The 23,996-nt window shown below is 35.9% G+C and carries 25 protein-coding genes; 12 read left to right on the forward strand and 13 right to left on the reverse strand.

All coding sequences use genetic code 11. The annotated features are described in order from the left end of the window. Window positions 1–15: 15 nt before the first annotated feature. Window positions 16–690, reverse strand: a complete 675-nt coding sequence (gene mnmD / locus EG339_RS16205) for a tRNA (5-methylaminomethyl-2-thiouridine)(34)-methyltransferase MnmD (protein ID WP_123870993.1) — start codon at window positions 688–690, stop codon at window positions 16–18. Window positions 691–775: 85 nt separating this feature from the next. On the opposite strand from mnmD, the gene EG339_RS16210 reads away from it, so the two are divergent. The 4 genes from EG339_RS16210 to EG339_RS16225 all read left to right on the forward strand — a co-directional run bounded on the left by EG339_RS16210 (window position 776) and on the right by EG339_RS16225 (window position 4,025). Next, window positions 776–1,846 (forward strand): branched-chain amino acid aminotransferase, encoded by a 1,071-nt coding sequence (locus EG339_RS16210; RefSeq protein ID WP_123870994.1) that lies wholly within the window; start codon window positions 776–778, stop codon window positions 1,844–1,846. Window positions 1,847–2,030: 184 nt separating this feature from the next. Continuing rightward, window positions 2,031–2,543 (forward strand): FKBP-type peptidyl-prolyl cis-trans isomerase, encoded by a 513-nt coding sequence (locus tag EG339_RS16215; RefSeq protein ID WP_123870995.1) that lies wholly within the window; start codon window positions 2,031–2,033, stop codon window positions 2,541–2,543. Window positions 2,544–2,624: 81 nt separating this feature from the next. Next, complete coding sequence (locus EG339_RS16220; protein WP_225718065.1) at window positions 2,625–3,662, forward strand: peptidylprolyl isomerase; 1,038 nt, start codon at window positions 2,625–2,627, stop codon at window positions 3,660–3,662. A 141-nt stretch (window positions 3,663–3,803) separates the two neighbouring features. Then, window positions 3,804–4,025 (forward strand): hypothetical protein, encoded by a 222-nt coding sequence (locus tag EG339_RS16225; protein ID WP_123870996.1) that lies wholly within the window; start codon window positions 3,804–3,806, stop codon window positions 4,023–4,025. A gap of 83 nt (window positions 4,026–4,108) precedes the next feature. Here EG339_RS16225 and EG339_RS16230 read toward each other — a convergent pair whose 3' ends face one another. Then, window positions 4,109–4,354 (reverse strand): hypothetical protein, encoded by a 246-nt coding sequence (locus EG339_RS16230; protein ID WP_123870997.1) that lies wholly within the window; start codon window positions 4,352–4,354, stop codon window positions 4,109–4,111. 716 nt (window positions 4,355–5,070) lie between these two features. On the opposite strand from EG339_RS16230, the gene EG339_RS16235 reads away from it, so the two are divergent. Next, entirely contained in the window at window positions 5,071–5,607 is a 537-nt protein-coding gene (locus tag EG339_RS16235; protein WP_164466448.1) for a hypothetical protein, read from the forward strand. Between the two features lie 211 nt (window positions 5,608–5,818). Here the strand turns inward: EG339_RS16235 and EG339_RS16240 are convergent, their stop codons facing one another. The 7 genes from EG339_RS16240 to EG339_RS16270 all read right to left on the reverse strand — a co-directional run bounded on the left by EG339_RS16240 (window position 5,819) and on the right by EG339_RS16270 (window position 13,853). Further along, the gene (locus EG339_RS16240; protein WP_123870999.1) at window positions 5,819–7,177 is read right to left on the reverse strand and encodes a M28 family peptidase; all 1,359 of its coding nucleotides are present in this window, start codon (window positions 7,175–7,177) and stop codon (window positions 5,819–5,821) included. A gap of 2 nt (window positions 7,178–7,179) precedes the next feature. Then, window positions 7,180–8,541, reverse strand: coding sequence for a M28 family peptidase (locus EG339_RS16245; RefSeq protein ID WP_123871000.1), 1,362 nt, complete (start codon window positions 8,539–8,541; stop codon window positions 7,180–7,182). A 1-nt stretch (window position 8,542) separates the two neighbouring features. After that, on the reverse strand, window positions 8,543–9,949 hold the full coding sequence (locus EG339_RS16250) for a M28 family peptidase (protein WP_123871001.1): 1,407 nt from the start codon (window positions 9,947–9,949) through the stop codon (window positions 8,543–8,545). Between the two features lie 54 nt (window positions 9,950–10,003). After that, window positions 10,004–11,248 (reverse strand): DUF1015 domain-containing protein, encoded by a 1,245-nt coding sequence (locus EG339_RS16255; protein WP_123871002.1) that lies wholly within the window; start codon window positions 11,246–11,248, stop codon window positions 10,004–10,006. Between the two features lie 2 nt (window positions 11,249–11,250). Then, entirely contained in the window at window positions 11,251–12,216 is a 966-nt protein-coding gene (locus tag EG339_RS16260) for a D-2-hydroxyacid dehydrogenase (protein WP_123871003.1), read from the reverse strand. A gap of 115 nt (window positions 12,217–12,331) precedes the next feature. Then, window positions 12,332–13,396 (reverse strand): 3-phosphoserine/phosphohydroxythreonine transaminase, encoded by a 1,065-nt coding sequence (serC, locus tag EG339_RS16265; RefSeq protein ID WP_123871004.1) that lies wholly within the window; start codon window positions 13,394–13,396, stop codon window positions 12,332–12,334. Window positions 13,397–13,502: 106 nt separating this feature from the next. Continuing rightward, window positions 13,503–13,853, reverse strand: coding sequence for a 4Fe-4S binding protein (locus tag EG339_RS16270; protein ID WP_066691052.1), 351 nt, complete (start codon window positions 13,851–13,853; stop codon window positions 13,503–13,505). A 59-nt stretch (window positions 13,854–13,912) separates the two neighbouring features. On the opposite strand from EG339_RS16270, the gene EG339_RS16275 reads away from it, so the two are divergent. The 3 genes from EG339_RS16275 to EG339_RS16285 are packed head-to-tail and all read left to right on the forward strand — an operon-like array spanning window position 13,913 to window position 16,160. Continuing rightward, window positions 13,913–14,947, forward strand: coding sequence for an acyl-CoA reductase (locus EG339_RS16275; RefSeq protein ID WP_123871005.1), 1,035 nt, complete (start codon window positions 13,913–13,915; stop codon window positions 14,945–14,947). A 50-nt stretch (window positions 14,948–14,997) separates the two neighbouring features. Next, window positions 14,998–15,444, forward strand: a complete 447-nt coding sequence (locus EG339_RS16280; protein ID WP_123871006.1) for a peptidylprolyl isomerase — start codon at window positions 14,998–15,000, stop codon at window positions 15,442–15,444. Between the two features lie 29 nt (window positions 15,445–15,473). Continuing rightward, entirely contained in the window at window positions 15,474–16,160 is a 687-nt protein-coding gene (locus tag EG339_RS16285) for a Bax inhibitor-1/YccA family protein (protein WP_123871007.1), read from the forward strand. A 280-nt stretch (window positions 16,161–16,440) separates the two neighbouring features. Here EG339_RS16285 and EG339_RS16290 read toward each other — a convergent pair whose 3' ends face one another. The 4 genes from EG339_RS16290 to EG339_RS16305 form a co-directional block, all read right to left on the reverse strand. Then, the gene (locus tag EG339_RS16290; RefSeq protein ID WP_002980002.1) at window positions 16,441–16,689 is read right to left on the reverse strand and encodes a DUF6952 family protein; all 249 of its coding nucleotides are present in this window, start codon (window positions 16,687–16,689) and stop codon (window positions 16,441–16,443) included. Beyond that, window positions 16,689–16,997: a thioredoxin family protein gene (locus EG339_RS16295; protein ID WP_123274739.1), complete on the reverse strand. Its 309-nt coding sequence runs from the start codon at window positions 16,995–16,997 to the stop codon at window positions 16,689–16,691. Before EG339_RS16295 ends, EG339_RS16290 begins: the two co-directional genes overlap by 1 nt. Window positions 16,998–17,120: 123 nt before the next feature. Then, window positions 17,121–17,753: a peroxiredoxin gene (locus EG339_RS16300; protein WP_123871008.1), complete on the reverse strand. Its 633-nt coding sequence runs from the start codon at window positions 17,751–17,753 to the stop codon at window positions 17,121–17,123. Between the two features lie 199 nt (window positions 17,754–17,952). Further along, a complete protein-coding gene (locus EG339_RS16305) occupies window positions 17,953–19,146 on the reverse strand; it encodes a pyridoxal phosphate-dependent aminotransferase (protein ID WP_123871009.1) in 1,194 nt (397 codons plus the stop codon). Between the two features lie 198 nt (window positions 19,147–19,344). On the opposite strand from EG339_RS16305, the gene rsmG reads away from it, so the two are divergent. The 4 genes from rsmG (at window position 19,345) to EG339_RS16325 (ending at window position 23,668) form a co-directional block, all read left to right on the forward strand. Then, the gene (gene rsmG, locus EG339_RS16310; protein ID WP_123871010.1) at window positions 19,345–19,980 is read left to right on the forward strand and encodes a 16S rRNA (guanine(527)-N(7))-methyltransferase RsmG; all 636 of its coding nucleotides are present in this window, start codon (window positions 19,345–19,347) and stop codon (window positions 19,978–19,980) included. Between the two features lie 63 nt (window positions 19,981–20,043). Beyond that, a complete protein-coding gene (locus EG339_RS16315; protein WP_123871011.1) occupies window positions 20,044–20,448 on the forward strand; it encodes a hypothetical protein in 405 nt (134 codons plus the stop codon). Continuing rightward, window positions 20,448–20,984 carry a DUF922 domain-containing protein gene (locus tag EG339_RS16320; protein WP_123871012.1) on the forward strand — a complete coding sequence of 179 codons (537 nt, stop codon included), beginning with the start codon at window positions 20,448–20,450 and terminating at the stop codon, window positions 20,982–20,984. Before EG339_RS16315 ends, EG339_RS16320 begins: the two co-directional genes overlap by 1 nt. Beyond that, window positions 20,981–23,668, forward strand: coding sequence for a PD-(D/E)XK nuclease family protein (locus EG339_RS16325; protein ID WP_123871013.1), 2,688 nt, complete (start codon window positions 20,981–20,983; stop codon window positions 23,666–23,668). Before EG339_RS16320 ends, EG339_RS16325 begins: the two co-directional genes overlap by 4 nt. The last annotated feature ends 328 nt before the right edge of the window (window positions 23,669–23,996 follow it).

Here is a 23,996-nt window from a genome sequence, read left to right on the forward strand (position 1 = left end):
AATGAGTCCATACCGTTATAGTTTTATAGCATTAATCATCTCCCTTTTTCCCGGAGGACCTTGTTTTTTTTCTACCTTAAAGTTCAGTTCCTGAAGGATTCTTCTTACGCTTCCTTTAGAGGAGTAGGTTGTTAATAATCCGTTAATGGCCATTTTGTCAGCTACCAGCTCAAATAATGGCTTTTCCCAAAGATCGGGCTGTACCCTTGCACCGAAACAGTCGAAATAAACAAGGTTGATTTCAGGCAGATCTATGTTCTTCAAGTCGAAAAAGTCACATTCTATCTTTTTAAGGTTGAATCCGCTAATGATTTCTTCTGACTTTTCCCAATCTGCCAGATGAATTTTCTGATAAATATTTTTGAACTCAGGGTTATCAAAAAGTTCAAAGTAGGCCAAATCCTTAACTTCAGATTCATTTATGGGGTATTTTTCGAGTGAAAAATAATTGATGACATGATTTTTGTCAGTTTTTAAATATTCATTAATTGTCACTAAAACATTCAAACCTGTTCCAAAACCGAGTTCTAAAATATTAATTTCGCAATCATTTATTAAATTTAATCCATTTTTGATAAACACGTGTTCTGCTTCCTGAAGAGCCCCGTGGTGAGAATGGTAGTTTTCATTTAAATCACTGATAAACAGTGTTTTACTTCCGTCGTTTGTGGTTTTAATCTCTCTTTTCAAGGTAATTTTTTGTCAAATTTACTCTAAAATTTTTATATTTAGAAAATTATGTTAAATTTGTAGAACATCGTAAAAATTTTAAAAAATGATAATTCAAAAAACTGAAAACTCCAGAATTTCTACATTTGACCCTAACAATTTTTCATTTGGAGGTACCTTCATAGATCATATGATTATATGTGAGTATGAAAATGGAAAATGGGGTGATGTAAAATTAGTTCCTTACGGTCCAATACCATTTACGCCTGCCATGATGGGAGTAAACTATGGACAAGCTTGTTTTGAAGGCATGAAAGCCTACAAAGACAAAGATGGGCAGGTTTTCCTTTTCAGGCCTGAAAAGAATTTTGAACGTATCAACAAGTCAGCAAAGCGTCTTGCAATGCCTGAGGTGACTGAGGAAATGTTTTTAGACGGATTAAAAGCATTAGTAGATATAGACAGAGACTGGATCCCTCAAGGTGAAGGAATGTCTTTATATATCAGACCATTGATTTTCGCTACAGAGGAAGCTCTGAAAGCAAGAGTATCTGACAAATATATGTTTGCTATTGTAGCAACACCTGCAAAAAGCTATTATTCAGAGCCTGTATCAGTAAAAATCTCTGACCACTATTCCAGAGCAGCTAATGGTGGTGTAGGTTCTGCTAAAGCAGCTGGTAACTATGCCGCTTCTTTCTATCCTACTCAATTAGCAATTGAAGAAGGCTATGAGCAAATCATCTGGACTGATGATTCTACTCACGAGTATTTTGAGGAAAGTGGTACGATGAACGTATTTGTAAGAATCAATGATACTATTTATACTCCACCAACATCTGAGAAAATCCTTGATGGTGTTACCAGAGACAGCTTTATCCAATTAGCTAAGAGAAGAGGAATCGAAGTAAAAGTTGAACCAATTGCTGTAAAAACAGTTATAGAAGCTTTGAAAAACGGAGAGCTTAAAGAAGTATGGGGAGTAGGTACTGCAGTGGTAACCACTCAGTTCCAGGCTTTAGGATACCAGGGTGAGAAATTAGCGCTTCCAAGATTATCAGACGAAGAAAGCTATGCTGCAATTCTTAAGAAAGATTTAGTAGACATTCAAACTAACCTTGCTGAAGATCCATTTGGATGGAGAGTGGTGGTAGATCATGCTCTTGAAACAGTTTAATCTTATTTAAATAGACTATAGAAAGCCGGGAATTTTCCCGGCTTTTTGTTGCTATGCTCTTAAATGATTTGCCTTTTTTGGTCTAATTCTGGAGATAATTTTATCAGGTGCTTTTATATAATTTACATTAATGGTTTAAAGCTTTTGTAATTGATTCACAAAATGTGTATTTTCGCAAAAGTTTATGAAAAAATTACTCTTCATATCAGCCATAAGTCTGCTGAGCTGTAATAGAAATGCACAGACGGCACATCCACCTGTGGGCGGGGTTTTAAGCCAGAAAGATCTGGATATTTCTAAAAACAGGATGAAAAACCTGAATACCATCGAAAGGGGGCAGATTCAGGATTGGATCAGTGGTCAGAACGTAAAGTTTTACCCAACGCAGCTTAATTATTGGGTGACGGTAGATGGTTTTGATCATAGGGAAAGAAGAGCAGACAATACGCTGATCTCTTACTCTTATGAACTCTATGATTTTGACCAGACTAAAATCTACGATCAGCCTTTTGAAAGAAGAGATGCCAAATTCGGGCATTTTGATGAACTGAAAGCGGTGGAAAATGCTTTACGCTTTATACATGATGGAGAGGAAGTGACGCTTTTGGTGCCGTCTTCTTTGGCTTATGGAACTTTTGGAGACGAAAAGAAAATAGACAATGATATACCATTAATCATAAAATTAAAAGCTTTATAATACATGAAATTGTTTAACAAGAATATAATTCTGGCAGCGGCAAGTGTTTCGCTGATGAGTTGTACCCCAATTTATAAAAAAATGAACGTAGACAAAGAAACTTACGAAGGTCTTAATGACGGACTTTATGCCAATCTTCAAACTACAAAAGGTAACATGATTGTTAAGTTTGAGGACAAGAAAGCACCAGTAACTGTAGCCAACTTTATCGGTCTTGCAGAAGGGAAAATCGATAACAAAGCTAAGGCTAAGGGAGTTCCTTACTATGACGGAACTATTTTCCACAGAGTAATCAAAGATTTCATGATCCAGGGAGGTGATCCTCAGGGAACAGGAATGGGAGATCCTGGGTATAAATTCGAAGATGAAAGAAACGATCTTAAACACACAGGAAAAGGGATTCTTTCTATGGCTAACTCCGGACCAAACACAAACGGTTCTCAGTTCTTTATTACTGAAGTAGCTACTCCTTGGTTAGATGGAAGACATACAATCTTTGGAAAGGTAGTAAAAGGTACTGAAGTAATTGATGCTATTGCTAATGTTGAAAAAGGAGCTCAGGATAAGCCTAAAACAGATATTGTTCTAGAGAAAGTTTCTGTTTTTGGTAAAGGTGACGAGTACAAAAACTACGATGCTGCTAAAACTTTTAACGAAGGAAAAGCTAAAATTGCAGAAAACAATAAAGCATTTATCGCTAAAGAAGAAGCTGAAAGAAAGAAAAAAGAAGAAGAGTTCAAGGCAAACCAGGAAAAATTAGTGGAAAGCTTAAAAGCCGGAATGCAAAAAACGGAATCAGGTCTTTACTATAAAATCACTAAAACTGCAGACGGAAAAGCTCCAAAAGCAGGTGATAACGTTTCTGTACACTATGCAGGAAAATTAGTAGACGGAACTGAATTTGATTCTTCATTCAAGAGAAATGAGCCTATCGAAATTCCAATCGGGATGGGAAGAGTAATCAAAGGATGGGATGAAGGTATCTTATTGTTAAAAGAAGGAGAAACTGCTACTTTATTGATCCCGCCAGCAATGGCTTACGGAGAAAGAGGAGCAGGAGGAGTAATTCCACCAAACTCATGGTTAGTTTTCGATGTTGAGCTTGTAAAAGTAAAATAATTGAATCTTTAAGATATGAAAGCCGTTCCGGAAGGAACGGCTTTTTGATTTTCTATAAAAAGTCCCGTAGAAATACGGATGTTGTGTAAAAACAAATTATTCCTATCTTTCTCCCTCACCAATGAAATAAAAATAGAAAATATGTTTGATCTTAATTACGATGTCATAAAACAGGAAATAGAGGCTGAAGTGTGTAAAGAACATAATTTACATCCGGAATTTGTAAAAACAGATGATGGATTTGGAATTAAAGCCTGTTGTGAACCCTTTCATAAAGAATTAGTTGCAAAATCTGAAAAAATGGTTGAGGAAGAAACCACTCGGTTTCTTGAGAAAATGATGAAAGATATTTTCAAAGAGTAGTCTGCGATAATAGTGTAAATAAAATGCATAAAAAACCGCCCTCTGAAGGAAGGCGGTTTTTCAGTAAAAGAGTGAAATAAAAGTTATATGTTTCTACCGGATCTTTTCTTCATTCCTGTTCCTGCAAGGGAACTGATGAATACAAGACCAAAGCCGATATAAGCGGCAAAGGCGGTAAGATATACTATTAAGTTGTTAAAACTTGGTTTTGAACTGTATACCAGTATAGAAAAAGCGGCAAAACTCAGGACCAATAACAGGCTCCAGATATGCATTTTTGCGGCATCTTCATTTCTCTTAAAAATCATTTCAAAAAAGGCTCTCATCATTACTAACATTTTAAGGGTTATACATTAATTAATTGAGAATAAATCAGGTATGATTATCATGGTAAAAAGAAAAAGCATATTTCTTTTCTGGGCTAAGGTTCATGATAACTTTGCCATTTATTCAATATTATGATACCGGGCTTCAAAGTCCGGATAAATAATCATTTTGAATCAATAAATGATTCACGGGTTTATTGATGATACCAGTTAGATACGGGGCATAAATGTGCTGTGAAAAATCAACAGGAGGGTTAATTAATCACGTTCCCGTATCTTTTACGGCATCGTAGAAAAAAAAGGATTCATATACGGGATATGAACTTTGAATCAGTGGAAAACTGAAAATCCACAGAAAACCTTTTTTCTCATCCTTAGTGCTTTTTAATTTTTTCTCACAAAAGGATATGCCAATTTCATGCCAAAATAGTAAATTTCCGATTAACAGATAAGTTGAGGGCGTTTTATTTTGTTGTATACCAGGTTTATAGGATGAATATTTCCTTAAACAAAGAAAAATGAAATTTGATCGTGAATTCTTAAGCTAAAGAATAATAGATTTTTTAGGTAGATTTTGTATTCTTCCTATATCATTCCCCAAACAAACAATTATTGAATAGGTTTTATAAATGCTAAAAGCCGGCTTCTATTGAATTTTTAGTGTACATTTGTCATCCTGTAAGCCTCTAAACTATACTATTTTAGTAAAGTTTTTAATTTTGAAAGTGAACAAAGAAAACATAAAAGAAAACATTGAGATTTGTCTTGTCGGTCTTCAACAATTGGCAAAGGCAAATTGCTGGAATAAAATATCTCCTAATTTTGTTTTTATTATATCTGATATTAATGAATTTGAAGGGGAAAATTTTTTTGAACTTAGGAGATCCAGAAATAAAGTGAATAAGTCTAAAACTAGACTTTCACTAAATTCAGCTATTGAGATTTTAGACAAAGAGTATCAGGATCTTTATGATGTAAATTTTTATATTTTTAAAGCAAGTAAAAAAGAAACGATAATAGAAATTCAATATTATAGGAAATCAAATCTAGCAGCCGACTATTTAAAGATGGTGAAAAACAATAAGCCTATGTATCATTCTAAGATTTCAAGACCTTATTATGCCAGAAATGATAGTAAATTTGATATCAATTGGGAGTCAGGTGGAGTAACATACTTCATTAATTACTTTCTTATCCAAATTAAGTATAGAGTTAATTCTTTTTATCAAATGTTTAAACTATTGGATAAAACTTAGTTTGCCATTCTGTAAGAATCTAACCAGATTATTTCGTTTGGATTTCTGGGGAATAACAAAGACACTGCTAGAGGGTTGAATTAATAGATTTTCTGACATTCATTTATACCATTGTATCATTTGTGAATTCATTAGTGATGTTTTGGCTAAAAAGAAACCCATCAAATCTCATAAGACTTAATGGGTTATTCTATATTAAACTAAATATATATTACCAGTTCTTATCAATCATATAAATAATATGCGTCATAGCTACAGCTCCTAACAGAAGCTCTCTTCTGTTAACTTTATCAAAGGTATCTTCTTCTGTATGGTGGATGTCAAAATAACGTTGAGAATCGGGCATCAGTTCGGCTGCAGGAATTCCCATGTCATGAAGTGGATAAAGATCTGTTCCGGAAAATTTTTCTTCAAAGTTATACACTCCATAAGGAAGGAATAATTTTGACCAACTCTGAATCTGTTTCCTTTTGGCATCATCCATATCCAAAGCAATACCTCTAGGGGCAAAGCCTCCGGCATCGGATTCTATGGCAAAAAGATGTTTTTCATTGGTCTCTTTTACTGTTTTACCATATTGGATACCGCCTTTTACCCCATTTTCTTCATTGGCAAAGCAAACAACTCTGATGGTATGGTTATTCTGGAGTCCTAATTTTTTGAATGTTCTTAAGACTTCAATGCTCTGAACAATTCCAGCTCCGTCATCATGAGCACCTTCACCTACATCCCAGGAATCAAGGTGTCCGCCTACTACAATTACACTTTGGTCTTTCTTTCCTGTAATTTCACCAATCACGGAGTGGGAGAGTTTTTCTCCTTTCATTCCGCAGTTGGAATTAAGCTTTGCCGTAATTTTTTGATTCTTTAATAAGGTTTCCAGCTCATCTGCTGTAGTGCTTCCGATTGCTACGGCAGGAATTTTAGAGACGCTTTCTTCATAGCGCATTGCTCCTGTATGAGGAACATCATCAAATGCTGAGGAAAGAGAGCGGATAATCGCAAATTTTCCTCCTTTTTTGGCAGTTAAAGATGCTGCTGTGGTTCTGTACTTAGCTGCATCACCATATCCTTTAAAAGTTTCTATGAATGATTGTTTGAAAGCATAATTGAAGAAAAGGATTTTATCTTTTACCTGTTCCGGGGAAAGTTTATTGTATTCATCCATAGATTTCACCATGATAATTTCACCTGAAACATCTTTTCTGCCTGTACCTTCAGAATTTCCAAGAGAAAGCATTTTAAGGTTTTTCCAGTTTCCATTGGAAGTTTTAATGTGTAAGGATTCTTTTCCTCTCACCCAAACCGGAATCATGACGTCCTGCAGCCACACTTTGTCTGCTCCGGCATCACGGAGCTTTTGTGCGGCCCATTGTACAGATTTTTCATAGGCTTCTGAGCCACTTAAACGATGTCCGATATTTTTAGTGAGTTCACGAAGATCACTGTATCCTTTTCCGTTATTTAGCACTTCAAGAGAGATCTTGCTGAATTGGATTGAATCTTCTTTGGTTTGACCAAAAACAGCCATTCCCAAACATAATAATGAGGTTCCTAATATCTTTTTCATTGTTACCAATTTTTATCAATCATATAAATAAGTTGTGTTATTACCGTTGAGCCGAGAAGCAGTTCTCTACGGTTAACTTTTTCAAAAGTATCTTCTGCGGTGTGGTGAATATCAAAATAACGCTGTGGTTCCGGAACGAGTTCTGCAGTAGGTACCACCATTTCATGCAATGGGGCAATATCCGAGCCTGAGTATTTTCCTTCAAAGTTGTAAACTCCGTAAGGTAAGAATAGATTTCCCCAACTTTTGATCTGTTTTCTTTTCACATCATCCATTTCCAGTGAAATTCCGCGGGGAGAAAAGCCTCCAGCATCGGATTCTATGGCAAAAAGATGTTTTTCACTATTATCCTTTGCTGTCTTTCCGTATTGTTTTCCGCCTTTGGTTCCATTTTCTTCATTGGCAAAGCAAACAGCTCTGATGGTATGGTTATTCTGGAGTCCCAGCTTTTTAAATGTTCTTAAGACTTCAATACTCTGAACAATCCCTGAACCGTCATCATGAGCACCTTCACCTACATCCCAGGAATCAAGGTGTCCGCCCACTACAATTACATTTTGGTCTTTCTTCCCAGTAATTTCACCAATGACGGAGTGGGAGAGTTTTTCGCCTTTCATCCCACAATTGGAATTGAGCTTTGCGGTGACTTTCTGATTTTTCAATAAAGTTTCCAGTTCGTCAGCTGTTGTATTTCCAATGGTAACAGCCGGTATTTTACTGATATTTTCTTCGTATCGCATGTTTCCTGTGTGTGGAACATCGTCAAATGCGGAGGAAAGTGATCTGATGATAGCGAATTTGCCACCTTTTCTGGCTGTGAGAGAAGCTGCGGTACGTCTGTAGGCTCCTGATTCCCTATAGGAAATAAATGTCTGCACGTTGCCCTGGTTGAAAGGATAATTAAAGAAAACAATCTTATCTTTTACCTTTTCAGCAGGAAGTTTGTCATATTCCTCAAGGGACTTCACCATAATGATCTCTCCGGACACATCTTTTCCTCCCGTTCCCTCAGAGTTTCCAAGGGAAAGCATTTTAAGACTCTTCCAGTTTCCATTGGGAGTTTTAATGTGTAAGGATTCTTTTCCTCTCACCCAAACCGGGATCATGACGTCCTGAAGCCATACCTTATCTGCACCGGCATCACGAAGCTTTTGTGCGGCCCATTGTACAGATTTTTCATAAGCTTCGGAGCCACTTAAGCGGTGTCCTATATTTTTGGTGAGTTCCCGAAGTTCATCATATCCTTTTCCGTTATTCAGGATTTCTGTGGAAATTTTATTGAACTGTATAGAATCTTCTTTAGTCTGTCCTGATATAAAGACCATTCCTAAAGTTAATAATGATATATTTACGATCTTTTTCATATTACCAGTTTTTATCAACCATAAAGATCATTTGTGTGATGGCAGCCGCCCCGAGAAGAAGTTCTCTTTTATTTACTTTATCAAAAGTATCCTGTTTAGAATGGTGATAGTCGAAATATCTTTGGGTGTCTACCACAAGCTCTGCTAAAGGAATATCGAGTTTTTTTAAAGGGGAAATATCCTGAATGGCTTCTGTTTGGTCGAAATCATAAACGCCATAAGGAAGAAAGTATTCTTTCCAAGGAGAGACTAGCCGTCTTCTCTGAGGAGACATATCCAAAGAAAATCCTCGTGGTGAATAACCGCCTGCATCTGTTCCTAAGGCGAAAATGTGTTTTTCATCCTTCTTTTTTACAAAAGCAGCATACATTTCACGGCCTTGTCCACCATTTTCACTGTTGGCATATAAAACAACCCTTATGGTATGGTTATTTTCATAACCGAGTGCTTTCAGTGTTCTTAAAACTTCAATACACTGTACAACTCCGGTTCCATCATCAATGGCACCTTCACCAATATCCCATGAGTCAAGCTGAGCGCCTAAAACAATGACTTTAGAATCCTTATTGCCTTGAATTTCAGCAATAATATTAGGGTTTGTAGTACTGGCTTTTGATTCGGCAGACATGTTGATTTTAGCCGTAACTTTTTGCTTCTTCAGGGTCTTTTCCAATTCATCCGCTGATCTTACACCGATGGATAGAGCCGGAATCTTAACTTTATCGTCCGGTTCGTAGTAAATCATTTTGGCATGCGGTGTATCGTCATTAGCTGTTGTTAATGATCTTATGATTAAAGCTTTTGCACCTGTTTTGGCAATGACGGATGCTGAAATTAATTTTGATTTTGCAGTCTGTAAATAAGAATCACTGGTATTGATGATTTTTGGATCCAAAGGAACGTTCACGAAAACAATTTTGTCTTTTAACTGGCCTATGGACATGGCATTCAGTTCTGAAGTGGAATTAATTAAAACAATTTCACCTGTCAGGTCTTTTCCGCCTGTTCCTTCAGAGTTTCCGAAAGAAAGCATTCTGATGTTTTTCCAATCCCCATTTTCAATTTTGATCTGTAAAGACTCTTTTCCTCTGATCCATACCGGAGCTTTAGCTTCCTGTCTCCAGATCATATTGATGCCTATTTCTCTGAACTTTTTTTCTGCCCATTCTACTGCTTTTGCATATCCGGCAGTAGCGCTGAAACGTGGGCCGATTCCTTTTGTAAGTTCTCCAAGATTTTCATAAGCCCTGCCGTTGGTCATGATCTCGTCTGAAATCTTTTTGAATTCATCGTGATAATTTAATTTTACAGGAATTGCAGCCCTGCCGGTAGGTTTTTTCTGGATTTTTTTTTGAGAAAATAAAAATCCACTCAAAAAGAGTGGAAGTATAATGAATATTTTTTTCATTTTTTATTTACCTTTCTTTTCCAATGATAAAAGTAGGAAAAAAATAGGAATTTATTAAGGTTTCATGTCGTACATTACCAGTGCTGTAATCAATTTTGGCTCAATGAATGTACATTTTGGCGGCATACTTAATTTTAAATCTGAAATTTTGATCATGTCATTAAAACTTACAGGGAAAATTCCGAAACCGGCTTTTCCTTCTCCGCTGTCTATTTTTTCTTTTAAAATATTGATCCCGTTAATATTGGAAGTTCCTTTTACATAAGAAATCAAATCTGAGCTATCCGGATCTTCTATTTTTAAAATACCTTTGAAAATATATTTATCCAATAAATGGTGATCCAGGTTGTCTAAAGACATTTCTTTAGAACGAAGATCGTGTTTTACGTGAAGAGAATAGAACTTACCTTCCAGATACATTGAAATGTGGAATTTCTGGGAAGGGTAGTATGGTGTTTGTCCTTTTTCGTGAATTAAGAAATACTGTTCCAGTTCTTTCAGGAACTGCTCACTGGAAAGACCGCTCAGGTCATTCAGGATTCTGTTGTAATCGTGAATCTTGATGGACTGATTGGAAACGATGAAGCTGTATACAAAGTTATAAAGCTCTGTACCGTTATGCCTTTTGTTCTTATCCTTATGTTTTTTAGCATTTAATGCTGTAGAACCAATTCTGTGGTGTCCGTCTGCAATATAGAATGAATCGATCTGATCAATTACTTCCTTAAACTGCTGAAGCTTCAGACGATTGTCTATTCTCCATATTTTATGTCTGATTCCAATGCTGTCTACATGATTGAAGATGGGTACGTTCTTTTCCTCATGGTTCATCAGTAACTCAATTTTGGAATTGGCAGGGTAGGTAAGCAATACCGGTTCGGCCTGAAGATTTACTTTTTCAAGATAATGGGCCAGTTTTTCTTTTTTCTGGGGAATGGTACTTTCGTGCCTTTTGATTTTCCCATTCCAGAAATCTTCAATGCTGGCAAGACCTAAAAGGCCTCTGAAAATTTGTTTGTCAGGATATATTTGTTCATAAAGATAATATGCAGAATTATCCTGAACAAGTTTTTTTTCTTCCAGAAGTTCTTCAAATGTGGAACGGATCTTTCTCAGATTTCGGTCTACATCCTTAGATTTACTTACAACATAGGGTTTTATCATGTTGATGTAAGTATTTTCAACTTGAGCTTTTTCTGCAATTTCTTCCTGGGTAAAATTATCCAGTGGATGGGTAGGGAAAGTATCCTCAAAATCTCTGTGAGGTCTTATTCCACGGAAAGGTTTAAAAACAGGCATATTTATCTTATAGTTTCTTTTTGTAGCTTAATAATTTGTTCTGCAAGTTCGACACCGATTTTTTCTTGCGCATCTACCGTATTCCCGCCTACATGAGGAGAAAGTGATAGTGCAGGATTCATCAGTAGTGGAAGTTCAGGATTGGGTTCGTTTTCAAAAACGTCCAATGCAGCTCCTGCCACTTTTCCTGATTCAATAAAATCAATCAGCGCCACTTCATTGATCACGCCGCCTCTTGCAGTATTTACAATATAAACTCCGTCTTTCATTTTTTCAAATTGCGGGGTGTCTATAATGTATTCATTCGTTTTCGGAGTATTGATGCTGATGAAGTCTGATTCTTTAAGGAAGGCATCCATATCATTGGTGGAAGTGATTTCAAAGTTCACAGATTGTCCGTCAAAGAAATTCAGTGTAAGAACTTCTGTTTTCGGGCTTCTTGTAAGAACCTGTATCTTCATTCCTAAGGCAATTCCTATTTTCACGACTTCCTGGCCAATACTTCCAAAGCCGATTACTCCTAATGTTTTTCCTGAAAGTTCATAAGCATTGCTGAATGACTTTTTCATGGCATTGAAATGGGTTTCTCCTTCCAAAGGCATCAGTCTGTTTGATTCGTGAAGGAATCTGGCTAATGCAATGAAGTGTCCGAAAACCAGTTCTGCAACAGATTTTGAAGATGCTGTAGGAGTGTTGATGATCTTAATCCCCTTGTTTTTGGCATATTCAACATCAATATTGTCCATTCCGATCCCGCCGCGGCCTATGATTCTAAGTCCCGGGCATGCATCAATCAGGTCCTGTCTTACTTTTGTTGCACTCCTTACAAGAAGAACATCTACGTTATTATCGTTGATAAAGTTAATAACGTGATCCTGGGCCACTCTATTGTCCAGAATTTCAATTCCGGCGTTTTTTAAAGCCTGTTCTCCTGCTTTTGAGATTCCATCGTTTGCTAAAACTTTCATGTGTTATTTTTATTATAGATGTTGGATCTTAGATATCAGAAACCAGACTTTTGGGGATCTGCTGCCTGATATCTCCGATCTTTTATCTTTTTATTTTTCGGTCGCCTAATATAAGCTATTTTATCGACTTCATTACATCTACCAATACCTGTACACTTTCAATAGGTAAGGCATTGTATAAGCTGGCTCTGTAACCTCCAAGGCTTCTGTGGCCGTTAAGTCCGCTGATTCCTGCAGCTTTCCATGCATTATCAAACTCTTCTTTTTTGCTTTCATCTGTAATTTTGAAAGAAACATTCATTAACGAACGGTCTTCTTTCACGCAGAATGTTTCAAATAACGGATTGCTGTCAATTTCATCGTATAAAAGCTTAGCCTTAGCTTCGTTTCTTTGTTCCGCCGCGGCAATACCACCGTTGTTTTCAAGGTGTTGTAATGTTAACAGAGAGGCATAAATAGGGAACACCGGAGGAGTATTGTACATAGATTCTTTAGAAATATGCTGAGAGTAATCAAGCATAGACAGCATATTTTCTCTTCCTGTTTTTCCAAGGATTTCTTTTTTGATTACCACTAAAGTAACTCCTGCAGGCCCCATATTTTTCTGAGCTCCGGCATAGATTAAATCAAATTTTGAAAAATCCAGCTGTCTTGAAAAAATATCAGAACTCATATCACATACCATCAGCGTATCCACTTCAGGGAAGGCTTTCATCTGGGTTCCGTAAATAGTATTGTTGGAAGTACAGTGGAAATAATCGTATTCCGAACCTACTGTATAATTTTTAGGAATAAAAGAATAGTTTTCTTCTTTTGAAGATCCTACTACATCTACAGTCCCGAGTTTTTTTGCTTCTTTAATAGCTCCTGCTGCCCAGGTACCTGTATCCAGATAAGCCGCTTTTCCTCCTACTTTCATCAGGTTGTAAGGCACCATGGCAAACTGCATGCTTGCCCCGCTTCCTAAATAAAGTACCTCATAATCATCACCAAGGTTCATCAGCCTTTTTACAATTGCACGGGCTTCGTCCATTACAGCAACGAAATCCTTACTTCTGTGCGAAATTTCAAGAAGAGATAATCCAATCCCATTAAAGTCTAAGATTGCCTGTGCTGATTTTTCAAATACCTCTTGTGGTAAAATACATGGCCCTGCGCTGAAGTTGTGCTTTTTGTTCATATTTTTATTTTTTGGTTATCTAAAGAACTGAAGTTCTTTAGTTCATTTTTTGTTTGTTGAGTTTTGGTTAAAAAAAGCCGCCTCACAGATAATGAGACGGAATTTTTTATTCGCCGTGTAGGAACGCTTTTTTATTAAGAAGAGCCTCTTCAGATTCTACATGATCTTCATCTGGTACGCAGCAGTCTACCGGACATACTGCAGCACATTGTGGCTCTTCGTGGAATCCTTTACATTCTGTACATTTATCAGTAACAATGAAATAAACATCATCACTTACAGGTTCCTGGGCTGCATTGGCATCCACAGTAAGTCCTGACGGTAATGTAACAGTTCCTTGAAGACTTGTACCATCAGAAGCTTTCCAATCTACAGCTCCTTCATATATTGCATTGTTTGGACATTCCGGTTCACAAGCCCCACAGTTAATGCATTCATCAGTTATTTTAATAGCCATCGCTAATTTTTTTTAAATTTGCACAAAATTACAAAATATTCCCCAATTTTAAAGTAATTATGAATACCGAAAATCAAGTTTTAGGACTTATTAAATTAAGTGATTATATAAAAGCGTTTTTAGCGAAGAAACCGGAAGATCACAATGAAGATGATGTAAATATTGAATTATTATTAAAAAAATCTGAAATAGAAAACCCATGGTTTACTGTTGATAATCAGAAATTTGCTTTGAAACAGTGGGCAGACCTTCTTACTGAAGAAAATATTAAAAACTGGCTTAAAAATTATTCAATCTCCAAAATTTCAAAGAGAGTAGGATTGATTTTAGCTGGAAATATTCCTTTGGTAGGGTTCCATGATGTGATTTCTGTGGTGCTAAGTAATCATATTCCAGTAATCAAATTGTCTTCTAAGGATAAATATCTGATTCCGTTTTTGTTAAAAAAATGGAAAGAGTTTTCCGGCGATCAGATTCAATTTGAATTTGTAGAGAAATTGGAGAATTTTGATGCAGTTATTGCTACCGGAAGTAATAATACGGCAAGATATCTTGAGTATTATTTTAAAAACCATTTAAGCATTATCCGTAAAAACAGAACTTCTGTTGCTGTTTTAAAAGGAGATGAGACAGATGAGGAGCTGCAGCTTTTAGCCAATGATATTTTCCAATACTTTGGTTTAGGATGCAGAAATGTAACGAGGATATTTATTCCTCAGGATTTTGTGATCGACAGGCTGTTTGAGAACTTCTTAGGATTCCAGGATATTATCAATCATAATAAATACGCGAATAATTATGATTATAACAGAGCTGTTTATCTTCTGAACCAGGAAAAATTCTGGGATAATAATTTTGTGATGCTGAAAGAAGATGACAAATTGTTCAGTCCGCTTTCTGTGATTAATTTTAGTCGTTACAAATCATTGGATGAGGTGAAAAGTTTTATTGCTGAAAATGAAGAAAATATTCAGTGCGTAGTAGCTAAGACAGATTTGGGGTTAAACTCAATTTCTCTTGGTGAAGCGCAAAATCCGGGACTTGACACCTATGCGGATAATGTAGATACAATGAAATTTTTAGAACTGGTCTGATTTTCGTATCTTCCATCACTTATTTCACCAAATAATAAAAAACGGATAATATGAAAAAGTTATTTTTAGGTCTGGCAGTTGTTGGCACGCAGCTGATATTTGCTCAGAAAGTTGTGGGACTGAAGGTAGAGGATGGCCAAAAGAAAGAGCAGCCGGCTACTATAAGTAAGGATAAGGTCAATCTTTATAATGAAAATTTCCAGAAATTTTTCACAGCTTTGCAGGCTTCAGATTATAAAGCAGTAAACGAAGTACTTTCTGATAAAGTAAAAGAAATTGTTACTGAAGATGTTCTTAAAAAAGTAAAGGAAGGTATTGATACCAATAAAAAGCTGGATATCTTAAAAGTAGGGTATTATGTAACGATGGATGGCATTAGTCATCCTAATATTAAATACAAATATGCCGGAGATTCTTCATCGAAAGAAGTGATAAGTGCCGTATTTGATGATGATGGAAAGCTTCTTGGAGTATTGCCTGCTAAAAAAGGGAAATAAATTTCGATTAAACAAAAAAAATATTAACTATGATGACAGATGTTTTAGTCGCTCATTCTTCGGAAGTGGAGAAAGCGAATTTTTACAAGAAGACGTATTTGCATGTGGCTTTATCAATTCTTGCTTTTATTGGAGTGGAGACTATTTTGCAGAAGATTGTCCCCCCTGAGCTTATTGCGATGATGTTTCAGGGAAGATTTACCTGGTTATTAATCATCGGGGTTTTCTGGCTGGCCTCTATCTTAGCTTCTAAATGGTCGCTTTCACAAAGTCAGTCTACCCAGTATCTTGGCTTGGGATTTTATGTTGTATTGGAGGCTGTTATTTTTCTTCCATTACTTTATATAGCTAGTAATATTGCGGGTGCTAATATTATCTTCCAGGCAGCTACTTTAACGGTTGCTATGTTTGCAGGTATTTCAGCAGTTGCTTTTACTTCCAAAAGAGATTTTTCTTTTTTAAGAAATATCATTATTATCGGAGGTTTTATTTCCATCGGTTTAATCATTGGCGGAATGGTCTTTGGCTTTAACCTTGGACTATGGTTCTCTGTAGGGATGGTTATCCTTGCTTCTGCAACCATTTTATATCAGACAAGTAAGCTGAAGGATTCTTATGCTACCAATCAGTATGTAGGAGCGGCATTACAGCTTTTTGCTTCTATTATGCTTTTATTCTGGTATATACTGAATATTCTGATGAGCAGAAGAAACTAACAGATAGATATCTTTTATAATAGTCCCGGTGATACTTTCATCGGGATTTTTTTTAGAAGTATAAGCCCAAAAAATCCTGATGACATTTCATCGGGATTTTAATTGGATATTCTTTAATCATTCAATGCTGAATATCGCTTCAGTAAGACTAGGTAATCTTTGAAGTTTTTATTTTCAGATAAAAATAGGGTACAGGTTAAAGAATAGGGAAGTGTAGTGCTGAGGAAAAACCTCATTTTTTTTCTTTTGTGTTTTTTTGTAGAATATTAAATGATAAAAACTACTTGTCAATAGATCCTAAAACCTTTTGAGCAAAAGAATTCAGGGCATCTTTTTCGCTCATTCCGTTCTGTACGTTAGCGTGAACTTCCAAAGCTCCGCAAATGTTGGTAATAAGCTCTCCGGCAACATTTAAATCCTCTTCACTTGTTCCTCTGAATTCGCAGAAACTTTCAAGGACTTCTAATGTTTTTTCCAGGTTCTCAGGGGTCTGATTTTGATAGAATTGTCTGATTACGGGTAATTTCATTATGCTAATTCATTAAAAAGGTTAATTAAACTTTCTGCCTGGTTAGACTGAACCTGATTTACCAGTTCACCATTTTTAAAGATAGCGAATGTAGGTAAGTTGTCTACCTTTGCTAATTTTCTGCTTTCAGGAAGTTTTTCAGCATCTACATATAAGAAAGGAATAGATTCGTTCTCAGATGCTAATTTTTTAAATTTCGGCTTCATGATTCTGCAGTTTCCGCACCATGTGGCACCGTACTGAACAACTACTTTTTCGTTGTCGTTTACTATATTCTGTAATGTATCTTCGGTTAATTCTGTGTACATAAGTTTATTTTTTTAAAAAATAAACAATGTAACAATCTAAAAATTTACCAATCTAACAATTCAAAAAACTTTTAAAATTGTTATACTGTTAGATTGTTACATTGCTATATTAAAATTAAGATATTAATTTTTTGCTAAGTATTCTGCTGTAGAAGTTCTGTCAGCTTTCATAGCTTCTTTTCCTTCTTCCCAGTTTGCAGGACATACTTCACCATGTTTTTGAACGTGAGTGTAAGCGTCAATTAATCTTAAGAATTCTTTTACGTTTCTACCTAGAGGCATATCGTTCACCGCTTCGTGGAAGATTTTTCCAGTTTCATCGATAAGGTAAGTCGCTCTGTAAGTTACGTTAGAACCTGTAAAGATTTCTTCTCCTTCTTCATTGTATTCGAAATCCTGATCTACAATCCCTAAAGTGTTTGCTAATTGTCTGTGAGTATCAGCTAAAAGCGGATAAGTTACCCCTTCAATACCTCCGTTATCTTTTGGTGTATTTAACCAAGCGAAGTGTACTTCGTTTGTATCACAAGATGCACCAATTACTTTAGTGTTTCTTTTTTCGAATTCACCTAAAGCCTCCTGGAAAGCGTGAAGCTCAGTAGGGCATACAAAAGTGAAATCTTTAGGGTACCAGAACAAAAGAACTTTTTGCTGGTTTTTAGTCGCTTCTTCAAAGATGTTGATTCTTAAATCATCACCCATTTCAGACATTGCGTCGATTGTTAAGTTCGGGAATTTTTTTCCTACTAAAGACATAATTTTCTGTTTTTATATTTAAATTTCTGATGCAAATATAGACAAGTTTCATCTATCAAACAAATAGTTTTCGATAAATAAAATCTATAATAATTTTTGATGTGTTATTTTAAAAATACTCTGAAAACTGAGGTTTTTTGATATTTAATAACCCGATATTAAGTAATTGATTTTTTATCCTCGCTGTAATATCGTATTCTTAATTAAACTGTACTAGTAAGTCTTTAATTCTTCTCATAGCCTCTCTTAATTCTTCTTCAGAAGCTGCATAAGAAAATCTGATGCATTCTGGACTTCCGAAAGAGAAACCGCCTACGCATCCTACCTGAGCATTTTCCAGTAAGAACATTGCAAAATCATCGGAGTTTTTGATCTCTGTTCCGTTTAATGTTTTACCGATATAATGTGAAATGTCAGGAAAGAAGTAAAAAGCAGCCTTTGGCAGCAATACTTTGAATCCCGGAATTTCCTTGATAAGTTCATATACAAGATCCCTTCTTTTTTTGAAAGCATCAATCATATATTTATATTCTGACGGATCAGTTTTCAAAGCAACAATAGAAGCTCTTTGAGCTACTGTATTGGCGCCGCTGGTCATCTGTCCCTGTACTTTTTCGCAAGCTTTTGCCAGCCATTCAGGGCATGCAGAATACCCAATTCGCCATCCTGTCATGGCAAAAGCTTTTGACATTCCGTTAATTACTGCAGTCTGTTCGTAAACTTCCGGGAACTGGGCAATGGAAGTAGTTTTTGTTTCGTAATTGATAAATTCATAAATCTCATCGGATATAATAGTTACCTGAGGGTATTTGGCAACCACTCTGGCAATAGATTGCAATTCATCATATGTATAATATCCTCCGGATGGATTACATGGCGAACTGAAAAGAATAGCTTTTGTTTTATCTGTGATAGCTTCTTCAAGCTGTTCTGCAGTTACTTTGAAATCTGTAACGTAAGAAGTTGGAAGTATTACAGAATTTCCACCCATCATTTTTACCATTTCATCATAGCTTACCCAATAAGGAGCAGGAAGAAGAACTTCGTCACCATCATTGATAATAGCTGCTAGAACGTTGATAATGGCCTGCTTGGCACCATTTGAAACACAGATCTGGGTAGGTTTGTATTCCAGATTATTGTCTCTTTTCAATTTATAAGCAATAGCCTCACGAAGTTCCAGAAACCCGGGAACAGGAGAGTAGTGGCTGTAATTCTGATTGATGGCATCGAATGCTGCCTGTTTGATGTTATCCGGAACGTCAAAATCCGGTTCGCCAAGGGTTAAGCTGATAACGTCAATTCCGTTTGCCTTCATTTCCCTTGCCTTGTTAGACATTACAAAAGTCTGTGAGTATCCTAGTCTTTTTACTCTATCTGAAAGTTTGTCCATCGTATTTTTTTGAATTTTAACAAATATAAGATAAAAACGTCTTGCAGGAGTAATAAAAAGGTGTCAGGTTTAAAGATTTTTATCAGGTTAGGGAGCTGCCTCATGTTTGAAATTAAAGCTGTATTTTTTGAATATACTCCTGTTTAAAATTTGAATAAAGCCAATAAAAACTTATTTTTGCAGATTATAATAATTCACATGTCTACATCGTTACTATTAAAATATTTTCCGGATCTTACTGAAACACAGTTGGAGCAGTTTGCAAAACTTGAAACCCTGTACAATGAATGGAATGAAAAGATCAATGTAATTTCCAGAAAAGATATGGAATCTTTGTATGAAAAGCATATTCTTCACTCGTTGGGAATTGCAAAAGTGATGGAATTTGCTCCGGGAACAAAAGTATTGGATATCGGAACCGGCGGCGGTTTTCCAGGGATTCCATTGGCAATCCTGTTTCCTGAAACACAATTTACCCTGATTGATTCTATTGGAAAGAAAATTAGTGTGGTAAATGCTGTTGCAGAGGGAGTTGGATTGAAAAATGTAACAGCAATCCACGGAAGAGCTGAAAAATTAAAAGAAAAATTCCATTTTATTGTTAGCAGAGCAGTAACTCAGATGCCTGAATTTTTAAGATGGCTGAAAGGTAAATTTGAAAAAGAACAGTTTAATCCTAAGCATAACGGAATTTTATATTTAAAAGGCGGAGATCTGGCGGAAGAACTTGCCGGCCTTAAATGTGAAATTTTCAACCTGAAACACTATTTTGATGAAGAGTTTTTTGATACTAAAAAAGTGGTTTATGTATCAAAAGGTAATTTTAATTCCTGATTTATCTTGAGTAAGGAATAATTTTTGCTAAATATGTATTGATAATCATTAAAATTAAAGATTATGAAAAAGCTTCTAAAAATTGGATTTTCAGCATTTTTGTTTGGCTTAGTACTGGTTTCGTGTAATGATGATGATTATCAGACAATCGAATCCATAGATAAGGTCAAAATAGACAGTGTGAAAATCACTAATGACACTATGAATGTTTTTGCGATACAACATATAAAAACGTATTCTACTTACTCTTCTCAATGCCAGGGTTTTTATGCGTATGATTATATTTATAACGGTGATTTTGAAAGAGCTGTAACTGCGTATAAATATATTACCAATGGTCCTTGTGCTCAAAAAAGTTACTCCGCTGTTAACCAGATTAATTTTAATCCGCAGAGAACAGGGAAGTATACCTTCACCTTCTGGAACGGAGGAAATAACTGGATTACAAAAACGATTGTAGTGAAATAATGAAATTGATTTCCGTATTCTGCCTGTTGACGGCTAATGTGATGTTTGGGCAGAAGATTATCTGGCAGGAGGGGCAGAAGCTGGTATGGGATAATTTTAAAAGTCCTGTTAACAGAAAAAATAATCCGGATGTAGCGGCGTATACAAATTGTGGCTGGGAGTATTCCGTGGTGAAATCAAGCAACCCGAAGTCATCGGTAAAAATTGAAATAAAGACTGTTTTCAACGAAGATAAATCCTGGAAAGATGTTAAAAAGATCAATGATTATATTTTGCTGCATGAGCAGAAGCATTTTGATATTGCGGAACTCTTTGTAAGGAAATTCAGGAAATCCGTTGCTGAAAAGATCAGGAATTCCGGTGATTATGACAGATTATTTAAATCTATTTATAATACCATATCCAACGAATATAAAAACTACCAGATGGTCTATGACAGGGAAACCCGTCATGGGATGAACGAAACAAAACAGGCAGAATACAATACTGCCATCTCTCAAGAATTAGAAAACCTTAAAAGTTATCAGAACCCTTGAAATTCCTCAATAAGATCATTCACGAATTGTTGGCGCAAAACCCGGACTTATCTGAGTTTAATATCATTCTGCCCGGAAAACGTCCGATTGTATTTATCAGACAAATCCTTGAAGAAAACAATTATTCAGGGTTTCTTCCCAACTTTTTTACCATTGAGGAACTGATTAATACGATTGCAGATAAGCAGGTAATACAGGGAATTCCGCTATGGCTTTTTTCATTTGATGTATACAGAAGCCTGAATCTGATCCCAAGGGATAGTTTTTCTGACTTTTTGAAATGGTTCCCAACACTGCAGAAGGATTGGGACGATATTCTGAAGTTTTCAGACAGTGACCAGGCGGTCCTGCAATATATGTTTGATGAGGAGAGAATTAAAGAATGGGCGCAGAATCTTGGCGAGGATGATGATGTACCCAGAAAAAAGTTCCTTAATTTCTGGCAGAATATGAATGTTTTTCTTCCTGAACTAAAAAGCAGGCTAAAGGAAAAGAACTGGGCAACCTCAGGAATGATCCACGAGGCTGCTAAAGCAAGTATCTCTGATTTTGCGAAGAATACCTCAGAGCAGTTTGTATTCTGCGGATTTAACGCCTTTACGCCAGTTGAAGAAAAACTGGTTAGAAGTCTTCTGCAGTGGAACAAAGCTCAATGCTTCTTTCAGGCAGACCGTTATTACTTTAATGACGAAAGACAGGAAGCCGGAAAATTCCTTAGAAGCCATAAAACATGGAAGGAGTTTGATGATAACAGAGCTTTTCAGTGGATTGAAGACGATTTTAATCAACCTAAAAAGATCAAGGTGTATGAAGTTTCCGGAAATGTAACACAAACCAAAGTGCTGCCGGAAATTTTTAAAGAAATAAACAATAAAACCTATTCTAATACAGCAGTAGTGCTGCTGGATGAGAATCTTCTTCCTGCAAGTCTGGATGTGATGCATGGTGTAGACAACCTGAATATCACAATGGGATTTCCATTGAAGAATCTGTCTTTCTCCAATGCTGTAAAAAGACTTTTTTACCTTCAGAAACAGCTGGAAAAAAATAAGACTTCATACTATTACAGAGATGTATTTCCTATTCTTGAGGAGCTTCCGAAATCAGCTAAGGATGAACTGATTATTAATGAATTTAAAACAAAAATAGAAGAAAGAAATATTGTATATATCTCTAAAAAGCTTTTAAATGAGCTTCTGGGAGAACTGTCTTATTTTGGACTTCTTCAAAAGGCTGTAAGTACAACTGCTTATCTGGATCTTCTTATTTCATTCTGCCATCAGGTAAAATGGCTCGAAATTGATGATATACAGTATGAAAACGTTTCTCACTTCGAGAATGCCTTCAGGATAATTAAGAACCAACTGACTCCTTACAATATTGAGATCAGGATGGAAACACTGGAGATCCTCATCAATCAGCACATCAACTCTGAGAGCATTGATTTTCAGGGTGAACCATTGAGAGGTTTACAGATTATGGGACTTCTGGAGACACGTCTTCTTAATTTTGAAAATGTGATCCTGTTATCGGTTAATGAAGGAAAACTTCCATTGGGAAATTCCCAGAATACTTATATTCCTTTTGACATCAGAAGGTTTTTTGATCTTCATACTTTCCTGGAAAATGACAGTATTTATGCTTATCATTTTTACAGGCTGATTCAGGATGCAAAGAATGTTCACCTTCTGTATAATGCACTAAGTTCAGGAGTGAATACCGGCGAAAAAAGCCGTTTTATTACCCAGATTGAAATGGAAAGCTCCCATGAGATTGAACACCTGATTATTGAAAATTCCTCAGAACCCATCATTACAAAACCTATAGAGATTCCCAAGACGCAAACGGTAATGGAAAGGCTTCAGAAATGGAAGGAAAGAGTATCCGCTTCCCACCTTACCAGTTATCTTTACAACCCCATTGATTTTTACTTATCGAAAATCCTGAATACTTCGGAATCAGACGAAATTGAAGAAGAATTATCGGTTAAAAATTATGGAAACTTAGTTCATTATTCACTTCAAGAAGTTTATGAAGTGTTAAAAGGTAAGATTTTAAAAGAAAGCGATTTAGAGAAATCAATTAAAGCAATAGATAAATATATAGATATTGCGATTGAGAAGCTGAAACACCAGCCGGAATTCTATGAAAAAGGGATGAATTACATCCACAAAGCCATTGCAAAAAAGGTGATTGCAAATGTCCTTAATCATGACTTGGATCTGATCAGGCAAGGAAATACATTAGAGATTATTGACATCGAAAGAAGGTTTGAAAATGTGGAGTTTTATCTTGACGGAAAAGATAAAATTTCATTCTTAGGATTTATTGACAGGATTGATAAACTGAACGGAACTTTAAGGATTATTGATTATAAAACAGCTAAAATCAAGAACCTGAATGTAAAAATTGATGAGGATAATGTAGAAAAATATTTCCATAACAGTGACCGAAAACAGGCATTGCAACTTTGTATTTACCATTATGTGGTGCAGCACCTTCCTGAATTCTGGGGATATCCAATTGAAACAGGTATCTGGAGCTTTGCTGAAGCTAAAAAGGGAATGGTTCCCCTTGTCTTCGATAAAGGAGATATTGATGATGCCATGAGGTCTGTTAAAAGCCTTATTCTTGAAATCCTGAACCCGGATATCAACTTTGTGGAAACTGTAAAGTCTTACTAAGTTTACATGTTTTTGACAATCATTCCAGTATACCCTTCTGAAAGATTTTTCTCGGAGATTATACAGATCAAGAAGATTCCTTAAATGATATCATTAGTATTTTTTTTGTCAGGGATTTAGCTTCGGATTTTAGGATGAGGGTGTTTCAGAATGACAAACTTAAGATAAAGAAATGTTTTGATCTGCATAATTTGCGAGATCTTCGTAAGATCAGAATGAAGAGCAAAATAAATCTTTTTGATATTGAGAAAAATAACTTCTTCATCGGGAAAGCAGTATAGCTGTGTATTGTTTAGAAATCATTTGATTTTTTGCCTGCTTTTGTGGT

Source organism: Chryseobacterium bernardetii (assembly GCF_003815975.1).
Classification (GTDB): Bacteria; Bacteroidota; Bacteroidia; order Flavobacteriales; family Weeksellaceae; genus Chryseobacterium; species Chryseobacterium bernardetii.